This is a genomic window from Microbispora sp. ATCC PTA-5024, from assembly GCF_000511135.2.
GTDB lineage: Bacteria > Actinomycetota > Actinomycetes > Streptosporangiales > Streptosporangiaceae > Microbispora > Microbispora corallina.
This window is the reverse complement of the sequence record NZ_KI866522.1, coordinates 1,214,557-1,223,475: the sequence shown is the minus strand read 5'-3', so window position 1 is coordinate 1,223,475 and position 8,919 is coordinate 1,214,557. Positions and strand designations below refer to the sequence as shown.

Below are 8,919 nucleotides of genomic sequence, written 5' to 3'. Positions count from 1 at the left end.
CCGGGCACGCCTCGGCCGCGGCCCGAACCACCGTCAGAGCCCCCGCTCGCACCGCCGCCGGGGCCGCCGCCGGGGCCACCGCCGGGACCACCGCCGGGACCACCGCCGGGACCACCGCCGGGGCCACCGCCGGGGCCACCGCCGGGACCACCGCCGGGACCACCGCCGGGACCACCGCCGGGACCACCGCCGGGACCACCGCCGGGACCACTGTCAGGGCCGTCGCCCGGGTCGTCGTCCTCGGGCCCGGGACCGTCGCCGCCGGACCGGCCCTCGGGCCGGCTCGCGGTCTCCGCCTCGGCCAGCGCCCGGTCGAGGTCGTCCTCGTCCACTCCCGGGGTGTCGAAGGGGTCCCGGCGACGGCGGTGCGGCAGCGCGAGCCGGGCCGCCGCCCGCACGTCGTCGGCGTTCACCTCGTCCCGCCCCTCCCAGGCGGCCAGCGCGACCGCCGTACGGGCCATGACCAGGTCGGCGCGCAGGCCGTCCACGTCGAAGGCGGCGCACACCGCGGTGATGCGGCGCAGCGCGTGGTCCGGCAGCGTCACGCGGGGGAGGCGGTCGCGGGCCGCCGCGATCCGGGCGGCGAGACCGGCGTCCCGCTCCCGGTGGGCGGCGGCGAACCCGGCGGGGTCGGCGTCGTACGCCAGCCGCCCGCGCACCACTCTCGCGCGCTCGCCCGGGTCGCGACTGGCCCGCACCTCGACGGCGAGGCCGAACCGATCGAGCAACTGGGGACGGAGCTCGCCCTCCTCGGGGTTCATCGTGCCCACCAGCAGGAAGCGGGCGGCGTGCCGCACCGAGACGCCCTCCCGCTCGACGTACGCCGTGCCCATGGCGGCGGCGTCGAGCAGCAGGTCGACGAGGTGGTCGTGGAGCAGGTTGACCTCGTCCACGTACAGGACCCCGCGGTGGGCCGCCGCGAGCAGGCCCGGCTCGAACGCCTTGACGCCCTCCGTGAGGGCCCGTTCGAGGTCGAGCGCGCCGGCGACGCGGTCCTCGCTCGCCCCCACCGGCAGCTCGACCAGCCGGGCGGGCCGGACGACGTCGGGCGCCGAGTCGTGCGGGCCGTCGGGGCAGGCCGGGTCGGGCGCGGCCGGGTCGCAGGAGAACCGGCACCCCGCCACCACGGCCACCGGCGGCAGCAGCGCCGCCAGCGACCGCACGACGGTCGACTTGGCCGTGCCCTTCTCGCCCCGCACGAGCACCCCGCCGATCGACGGCGACACGGCGTTCAGCAGCAGCGCCCGCTTGAGGTCGTCGAGCCCGACCACCGCGCTGAACGGGTACGTCACGGTCATGCGCCGGCCTCCAGGTCGCCTTCCATCTCCAGGTAGGTGGTCCGGAGGCCGTCGAGGGTCTCCGGCGACGGGTCCGCCCACAGGCCGCGCTCGGCCGCCTCCAGCAGCCGTTCGGCGATGCCGCGCAGCGCCCACGGGTTCGACCGGCGCATGAAGTCGCGCACCTCGGGGTCGAAGACGTACGACTGGGCGAGCGACTCGTACATCCAGTCGTCCACGACCCCGGCCGTGGCGTCGAAGCCGAACAGGTAGTCGACCGTGGCCGCCATCTCGAACGCGCCCTTGTAGCCGTGGCGCCGCATCGCCGCGATCCACCGCGGGTTGACGACGCGGGACCGGAAGACCCGCCGCGTCTCCTCGCCCAGCGTCCGCGTGCGCACGGCGTCGGGCACGTGCGAGTCGCCCACGTACGCCGCGGGGGACGCGCCGGTCAGGTGGCGGACCATGGCGACCATGCCGCCGTGGTACTGGAAGTAGTCGTCGGAGTCGGCGATGTCGTGCTCGCGGTTGTCCTGGTTCTTCGCGGCCACCTCGATGCGGCGGAAGGCCGCCTCCATGTCCGCCCTGGCCTCCCGGCCGTCGAGGCCCCTGCCGTACGCGTAGCCGCCCCAGACGGCGTAGACCTCGGCCAGGTCGGCGTCGTCGCGCCAGTTGCGGGCGTCGATGAGCGGCAGCAGCCCCGCGCCGTACGCTCCGGGCCGGGAGCCGAAGACGCGGCTGGTGGCGCGGCGGTGGTCGCCGTGCCGGGCGACCTCCTCCGCGACGTGCGCCCGCAGCGGGTTGAGCTCGGCCGGCTCGTCGAGCGCGGCGACGGCCCGTACGGCGTCGTCGATCAGCGCGACGACGTGCGGGAACGCGTCGCGGAAGAAGCCGCTGATCCGCACGACCACGTCCACCCGGGGGCGGCCCAGCTCCTCCGTCGTCACGACCTCGAAGCCGGTCACCCGGCGGGAGGCGTCGTCCCAGGTGGGCCGGACGCCGAGCAGCGCGAGGACCTCGGCGATGTCGTCGCCCTGGGTGCGCATCGCGCTGGTGCCCCAGACCGTGAGGCCGACCGTCCGCGGCCAGCCGCCGGTGTCGGCCCGGTACCGCTCGGCCAGCGAGGCCGCCAGGGCGGCGCCGGTCTCCCAGGCGAGTCGCGAGGGGATGGCCTTGGGGTCCACGGAGTAGAAGTTGCGGCCGGTCGGCAGCACGTTGACGAGCCCGCGCGTCGGCGATCCGGACGGCCCGGCCGGCACGTACCCGCCGTCGAGGGCGTGCAGCAGGTGGGCCACCTCGTCAGTGGTGCGGTCGAGCCGGGGGACGACCTCGGTCGCGGCGAAGCGCAGCACCCGCGCGACGTCGGCGGCGGGGGAGACCTCGGCGGCGGCGCCGGGGTCCCAGCCCCGCTCCTCCATGGCCGCCACAAGCCGCCGCGCCTCCTCCTCGAACCGGTCGACCTCGCCCCTGGCCTCCTTGCCCTCGGCCAGCCCGAGCGCCTCGCGGAGCCCCGGCAGCGCGCCGGCCGCGCCGCCCCACACCTGCCGGGCGCGCAGCACGGCGAGCACGAGGTTCACCCGGGCCTCGCCCGCCGGGGCCGCGCCCAGCACGTGGAGGCCGTCCCGGATCTGGGCGTCCTTGATCTCGCACAGGTAGCCGTCGACGTGGAGCAGGAAGTCGTCGAACTCGGCGTCGTCCGGCCGGTCGTCCACGTGCAGGTCGTGGTGGAGCTGGGCCGCCTGGATCAGCGTCCAGATCTGTGCGCGCACGGCCGGCAGCTTCGCCGGGTCGAGGGCGGCCACGGTCGCGTGCTCGTCGAGAAGCTGCTCCAGCCGGGCGAGGTCCCCGTACGAGTCGGCCCTGGCCATCGGCGGGATCAGGTGGTCGACCACCGTGGCGTGCGCCCGCCGCTTGGCCTGAGTGCCCTCCCCGGGGTCGTTCACGATGAACGGGTAGACCAGCGGCAGCGTCTCCAGCGCCGCGTCCGGGGCGCAGGACGCCGACAGGCCGAGCCCCTTGCCCGGCAGCCACTCCAGCGTGCCGTGCTTGCCGAGGTGGACGACGGCGTGCGCGCCGAACTCGCGCGACAGCCACCGGTACGCCGCCAGGTAGTGGTGGCTCGGCGGCAGGTCGGGGTCGTGGTAGATGGCCACCGGGTTCTCGCCGAAGCCCCGAGGCGGCTGGATCGCGACCAGCACGTTGCCGAACCGCAGCGCGGCCACCACGATGTCGTCGCCGTCCACGTAGAGGGACCCCGGCGGCGGGCCCCAGTGCGCGGTCACCGCGTCACGCAGCTCCGCCGGCAGCTCCGCGAACCACGAGTCGTACGCCGCCAGGGGGACGCGGGCAGGGGAGGCGGTCAGCTGCTCCTCGGTCAGCCACTCCACGTCGTGGCCGCCGGCCGCGATGAGCGCGTGGATGAGGGCGTCGCCGTCGTCAGGTGCGTCGCCCACGTCGTACCCCGCCTCGCGCAGCGCGCGCAGCAGGACCACGGCCGAGGCCGGGGTGTCGAGGCCGACCGCGTTGCCGACCCGGGCGTGCTTCGTCGGGTAGGAGGACAGCACGACGGCCAGGCGCTTGTCCCGGTTGGGCACGTGGCGCAGCCGGGCGTGCGCGACCGCGAGGCCCGCGACCCGGGCGCACCGCTCGGGATCGGCGGCGTAGACCGGCACGCCGTCCGGGCCGTCCTCCTTGAACGAGAAGGGCACGGTGACGAGCCGCCCGTCGAACTCGGGCACGGCGACCTGCATGGCCGCGTCCATGGGGGACAGCCCGGCGTCGGTCGCGGCCCAGGCGGCGCGGGACGTCGTCAGGCACAGCCCCTGGAGCACCGGCACGTCGAGCGCGGCGAGCGCCCCCACGTCCCACGCGTCGTCGTCCCCACCGGCGACGGCCTCGCTCGCCACCGCTCCGCCCGCGGCCAGGACGGTGACGACCAGCGCGTCGGCCTCCCGCAGCAGGGCGAACAGGCCGGCGTCCGCGCCGCGCAGCGACCCGCAGAAGACCGGCAGCGCGTCGGCGCCCGCCGCCTCCACCGCGTCGCACAGGTCGTCCACGAACGCGGTGTTGCCCGACAGCTCGTGCGCCCGGTAGTACACCACGCCCACCAGCGGCCGGCCGCCGCGCCGCTCCCGCCCGGGCCGGACCCCGTACGCCGGGGTGGCGCGGGGCGGGGCGAAGCCCTCTCCGGTCAGCAGCAGCGTGTCGGACAGGAAGCGGTACAGCTCGAGCAGGTTGTCCGGGCCGCCCTCCGCCAGGTAGGCGAGCGCCTCGGCGGCGACGCCCGACGGCACGGTGGACAGCGCCATCAACGCGGCGTCCGGGGCCGGCTCCCCGCCGAGCACGACGACCGGCAGGCCCGAGGCGAGCACGGCGTCGAGGCCCTCCGGCCACGACCGGCGGCCTCCCAGCAGCCGGACGACGACGGCGTCCGCGCCCTCCACAAGGGCCGGCACGTCCCCGGGCGCGACCCTGGCCGGGTTGGCCACCCGCCAGGCCGCGCCGCCGCGGCGCGCCGCGAGCAGCTCGGTGTCGGCGGCCGACAGCAGCAGCATCGTCATCCGTGCTCCTTGGCGGGGGTGAGGGTCATGGAGACCGCGGGCAGGCCGGCGGGCACCCCGCCCTCGATGAGGCGCCAGACGGCGTCGGTGTCCAGGTGCTCCTCGACCAGGTCGCCCAGCGCGTCGAGGCGGGCCTCGCGCCGCTCGGCGAACGTCGTGTCCCCGGGGAGCCAGTCACGGCCGGTGACGGCGGCGACCTCGGACAGGAAGGCCCGGCGGAAGCCGTCCTCGTCGAACAGGCCGTGCCAGGTCGTGCCCCACACCTGCCCCACGCGGCAGCCGTCGAGGAACGGCTCGCCGCCGCCGACCTCGACCCTGCCGTGGTGGATCTGGTAGCCCGCGACCTCGTGGCCGCGCCAGCGGCCCCTCGGCAGCGCCAGCACCTTGTCCGGGCCGTACACGGTCCGGACCGGCAGCAGCCCCAGGCCCTCGACCCGGCCGGCCCGGCTCTCGACCTCGTCGTCGATGACGCCGCCGAGCATCTGCAGGCCGCCGCACACCCCGAGCACCGGGCGTCCCTCGGCGGCCCGGCGGCGCAGCACGCCGTCCAGCCCGCGCTCGCGCAGCCACCGCAGGTCGGAGACGGTCGCCCGGGTGCCGGGGACGACGACCAGGTCCGCCTCCTCGGCCTCCGCGGCCGACGTCACGAGCCGCACGCTCACCCCCGGCTCCGCCGCCAGGGCGTCCGCGTCGGTGACGTTCGACATCCGCGGCAGCCGTACGACGGCGACGCGCAGGACGTCGCGGCCGACGGGCGGGGTGAGCAGGCCGGGACGGCTCTCCAGGTCGAGGGAGTCCTCGACGTCGAGCCACAGCCCCGACCGCCAGGGCAGCACCCCGAGGCACGGGCGGCCGGTCGCCGCGCGCACCCAGTCGAGCCCGGGCCGCAGCAGCGCCGGGTCGCCGCGGAACTTGTTGACCACGAACCCCGCCAGGTGCCGCTGGTCGGCCGGGTCGAGCACCGCGAGGGTGCCCGCGAAGTGCGCGAGCACGCCGCCGCGGTCGATGTCCCCCACGACGAGCACGGGCAGGCCGGCGGCGCGGGCGAGCCCCATGTTCGCGATGTCGCGGTCGCGCAGGTTGACCTCGGCCGGGCTGCCGGCGCCCTCGCAGATCACCACGTCGAACCGCCGGCGCAGGCCGGTCAGCGCGTCGACGGCCACGTCGAGCAGGCGCGTCTTGTGCTCGCGGTAGGACAGCGCGTCGACGTCCGCGTGGGCGCGGCCGAGCACCACGACGTGGGAGTGCCGCTCCCCGGCGGGCTTGAGCAGCACCGGGTTCATCGCGGCCTCGGGCTCGACCCGCGCGGCCGCGGCCTGCATCGCCTGGGCGCGGCCGATCTCCCCGCCGTCCGCGGTGACCATCGAGTTGAGCGCCATGTTCTGCGCCTTGAAGGGCGCCACCCGCACCCCGCGCCGGGCCAGCCATCGGCACAGCCCGGCCGTCAGCACGCTCTTCCCCGCGTCGGAGGTGGTCCCCGCCACCAGCAGCGCGCCGCTCATCGCGACCGCCTCCGCGGCGCCGTACGGCCGTGGGGCGTGCGCCGTGCCGTACGGAGGGGGGAGGGGAAGCGGGGACGGGCGGCGAGGGCGCCGCCGGACGGCATCTCAGGAAACGGGGCGCGGCACCGTGAGCGAGGCGCCCGCGCGCAGGCCTGACACGGCCATGGCGTGTCCTCCCTGGGGGTCCGCGCCCCCGGTCGAAGGGTCGACGGCCGGAGTATCCTGGCTCCCGGATCGACGCTCCCCTCGGCCTTCCCGCCCGGTGGGGCAGTGGCGTGGTGAGGATCGCTCCCCGGTGACAGTGGCGGGACCGCGCCGGATTCACACCGGCTTCCTCCGCTTCCGTCGCTTGCGGCTGCAAACATACACCCTTTGGATGTTGGTCCCGCAAGGGGTGATCTGTCCGTATCTTTCCTCGGTAACTGATGTGTCCCGGTTTGGCGAGCCCGGTCGTCCTGGGCGTCCGCCGCGGGTGCCAGCACCCTTGGCGGAGGTTCGGCGGCGGCGTGTAATCCCGGTATGCACCGTGCGGCCGCGCCGCTCCCGGACGGCGGGGGGACCGGGTTCGGATGGTTGTCCTTCTGCGGCCGGAGCGGCCTGACCCTCCCGCCGGCCGACGCGGAGCTGTTCCGGACGATCGAGGTTCCGGTGATGCTCGACGGACGGCTCCCTGACCCGCGACGGGTCGACGAGGTCGTGGTCACACCGCTGTTCCGGGAGGTCAGCGGCAAGGGCGTCGGAGACCGCGTCACCCTGCGGCTGACGACCCCCGAGCAGGCCGCCGCCACCGACAGACCGGGAGGCGGGACGCGGCCGGGCGGACCGGCGATCCCGGCGCGGATCGTGGGTGTCGTGCGGTCGTCCTGGTTCGCTGAGAGTCCCGGCGGCACGGGCGGGGTGATCGCCTCGCCCGCCCTGCTCGCCCGGTACCGCCGACATCGTCGGCCCCCACGACGACATCCCGTTCGAGGGCCTGGCCCGGCTGAAGGGCGGATCCGCCGCGATTCCCGCGTTCCGCGCGCACGTGGCACCCGCGGCCCTGCTCGTCGCCAACCTGCTCGCCGTGTGGCCGAGCCGGGCGGCGGGACGGCTCCGCGTGGCGACCGTCCTGGCCGCTGAGTGAGGCGTGCCCGCGGGTCCCCCGCGAGCAGCGGGCTCGCAGCAGGCATCCGGCCGTCCTGTCGCCTCGGTCGCCCTCAGGCAAGGACGCCCGCGAGGGAGGCGGTCGTCAGTCGGCCTGCGGCCAGTCCCAGCCGAGCTGGAGGAACAGCCCCAGGCGGTCGCTCACCGCCCGCATCTCGGCGATCCTGCCGTCCCGCAGGGTGAGCAGGAAGATCGCCTCGACCGTGAACTCGCGATGGGTGGGCTCGGGCATCCGCGGGTGCGTGCCGGAGTTCACGCCTGACATCGTCAGCCGCACCGCCACCCGGTCCCCATCGGCGATCATCTCCTCGACCTTCAGGTGCATCGGGTCGAACGCGTCGAGCTGCTGCGCGATGGCGTCGAACGCGGCGCCCGGCTCGTCCGGTTCCCCGTGGATCACCTTGTTGTGGTCGATCACGTCGTCGGTCATGTAGCGGCGCAGGTCGCCGAGCCTCCGGTCGTTGATGGCGTCGAACAGCGCCTGGACGACGGCCGTGGCGGCGGCGCTCATGACGGTGTCCCTTCATTGTCTTACGGTGTAAGAGCACGATATTCTTACGGCGTAAGAGCCGTCAAGGGAGGTCCGGTTGCCGAGGGCGGGACTGTCGCGTGAGAAGGTTCTCGCCGCCGCGCTGGCCCTGGTCGACAGGGAGGGCATCGCGGCGCTGTCGATGCGCAAGCTCGGCGCGGAGCTGGGCGTGGAGGCGATGACTCTCTACTACCACGTGCCCAACAAGGACGCCGTCCTGGACGGCCTCATCGACGCGGTGGTCTCACGGGTGACCGTGGAGCCGGCGGGCCCGTGGCGGGAGTGGACGCGCGCCTTCGCGGTCGCGATCCGGCGGGAGCTGCTGGCGCATCCCGCCCTGCTGCCGCTGGTCGCCACCCGGCCGGTCCTGGCGCCCGGAGGCCTGGCGACCGTGGAGCGGATGGCGGCGGCGCTGCGGGCCGAGGGGTTCCAGGCGCTGGAGGCGCTCCAGCTCGTCAACGCGGTGGCCACGTTCGTCATCGGGCACACGCTGGCTGAGGCCGGGCGCACGCCCGGACACGACGAGCCGGACATCGAGGGGACGATGGGCGGCCTGGACCCGGGGGAGTACCCGGTGCTGGCGGAGGCCCTCCGCGCCGGGCTCGGCACCCCCGAGGACCACCAGGAGCGGTTCGACCGCGCGCTCGACGCCCTGCTCGACGGGCTCGGCCCCCGCCGCCCGGCTCGCTGACGCCGCGCCGAGGTCAGGACCAGGCGAGGGCGGCGCGGCGGTCCCAGTAGGCGCCGGGATCCTCGGCCAGTCCGGCCAGCCTCTCCTCGAGGTCGTCGTCCCATGCCACGTCCACGGCCGCGAGGTTGTCGCGCAACTGGCCGGCGGAGGCGGCGCCGCTGAGCACCACGCCGATCCAGGGCCGGGCCAGGACGGCGGCGAGCGCCACGGCGTCCGG

At 75.7% G+C, this 8,919-nt stretch carries 5 protein-coding genes, 1 pseudogene and 1 riboswitch; of the genes and pseudogenes, 1 reads left to right on the top strand and 5 read right to left on the bottom strand.

Going from position 1 to position 8,919, the window contains the following annotated elements:
* The 4 genes from MPTA5024_RS05460 to MPTA5024_RS05445 all read right to left on the bottom strand — a co-directional run.
* The coding region (locus MPTA5024_RS05460) for an ATP-binding protein (RefSeq protein ID WP_157099405.1) at positions 1 to 1,298 on the bottom strand (1,298 nt) is incomplete at its 3' end.
* Positions 1,295 to 4,837 carry a cobaltochelatase subunit CobN gene (cobN, locus tag MPTA5024_RS05455; RefSeq protein WP_198166959.1) on the bottom strand — a complete coding sequence of 1,181 codons (3,543 nt, stop codon included), beginning with the start codon at positions 4,835 to 4,837 and terminating at the stop codon, positions 1,295 to 1,297. The genes MPTA5024_RS05460 and cobN, both read right to left, overlap by 4 nt.
* Positions 4,834 to 6,339 carry a cobyric acid synthase gene (locus MPTA5024_RS05450; RefSeq protein ID WP_036320414.1) on the bottom strand — a complete coding sequence of 502 codons (1,506 nt, stop codon included), beginning with the start codon at positions 6,337 to 6,339 and terminating at the stop codon, positions 4,834 to 4,836. Before MPTA5024_RS05450 ends, cobN begins: the two co-directional genes overlap by 4 nt.
* A 196-nt stretch (positions 6,340 to 6,535) precedes the next feature.
* Positions 6,536 to 6,717: riboswitch (cobalamin riboswitch) on the bottom strand.
* An 850-nt stretch (positions 6,718 to 7,567) separates the two neighbouring features.
* Positions 7,568 to 7,993, bottom strand: coding sequence for an ester cyclase (locus MPTA5024_RS05445; protein ID WP_036320411.1), 426 nt, complete (start codon positions 7,991 to 7,993; stop codon positions 7,568 to 7,570).
* A gap of 76 nt (positions 7,994 to 8,069) precedes the next feature.
* Here MPTA5024_RS05445 and MPTA5024_RS05440 point away from each other — a divergent pair, with 76 nt between their 5' ends.
* Complete coding sequence (locus tag MPTA5024_RS05440) at positions 8,070 to 8,702, top strand: TetR/AcrR family transcriptional regulator C-terminal domain-containing protein (protein WP_036320407.1); 633 nt, start codon at positions 8,070 to 8,072, stop codon at positions 8,700 to 8,702.
* 13 nt (positions 8,703 to 8,715) lie between these two features.
* On the opposite strand, the pseudogene MPTA5024_RS41875 reads toward MPTA5024_RS05440, so the two are convergent.
* A pseudogene (locus MPTA5024_RS41875) lies at positions 8,716 to 8,919 on the bottom strand (aldo/keto reductase); the annotation flags it as partial.

Excerpts from the sequence above, each read along its gene's own strand:
- cobN (WP_198166959.1), bottom strand. The coding sequence starts at position 4,837 with ATGACGATGCTGCTGCTGTCGGCCGCCGACACCGAGCTGCTCGCGGCG.
- MPTA5024_RS05450 (WP_036320414.1), bottom strand. The coding sequence starts at position 6,339 with ATGAGCGGCGCGCTGCTGGTGGCGGGGACCACCTCCGACGCGGGGAAG.
- MPTA5024_RS05445 (WP_036320411.1), bottom strand. The coding sequence starts at position 7,993 with ATGAGCGCCGCCGCCACGGCCGTCGTCCAGGCGCTGTTCGACGCCATC.